At 63.4% G+C, this 452-nt stretch carries 1 protein-coding gene; it reads right to left on the reverse strand.

What is annotated here, in order from left to right:
* Positions 1-452: Ig-like domain-containing protein (locus AC1DH9_RS30970; RefSeq protein ID WP_477809565.1), on the reverse strand; the 452-nt coding region annotated here is incomplete at both ends.

Consider the following 452-nt stretch of genomic DNA (forward strand, 5'->3'; position numbering starts at 1 on the left):
CCCGGATTGAACTGCCCGGATTGAACTGCAACTGGTTGCCCGCGACGCTGGCACTGCCCTGGTTTGCCGGTGCACTGGCGCTGACCAAGGTGAATGCGTGACCGTCGTCGACATCGGTGTCGTTGGCCAGCACGTCGATGCTCAGGGTCTGGTTTTCMGTGCCGGCAGCCGTATCGGCCACCGCYACCGGYGCGTCGTTGGTGCCGGTGATGGTCACATCTACGCTGCTGGTCGAGATCGCGCCATGCTCGTCGGTCATGGTGTAGCTGAGTGTGACACTGGCCGTGGCGCCTTGCGCCAGATGATCGAAGTCAGTCCCCGGATTGAACTGCAACWGGTTGCCCGCGACGCTGGCACTGCCCTGGTTTGCCGGTGCACTGGCGCTGACCAAGGTGAATGCGTGACCGTCGTCGACATCGGTGTCGTTGGCCAGCACGTCGATGCTCAGGGTC

This window comes from Pseudomonas sp. 05T35 (assembly GCF_056396605.1).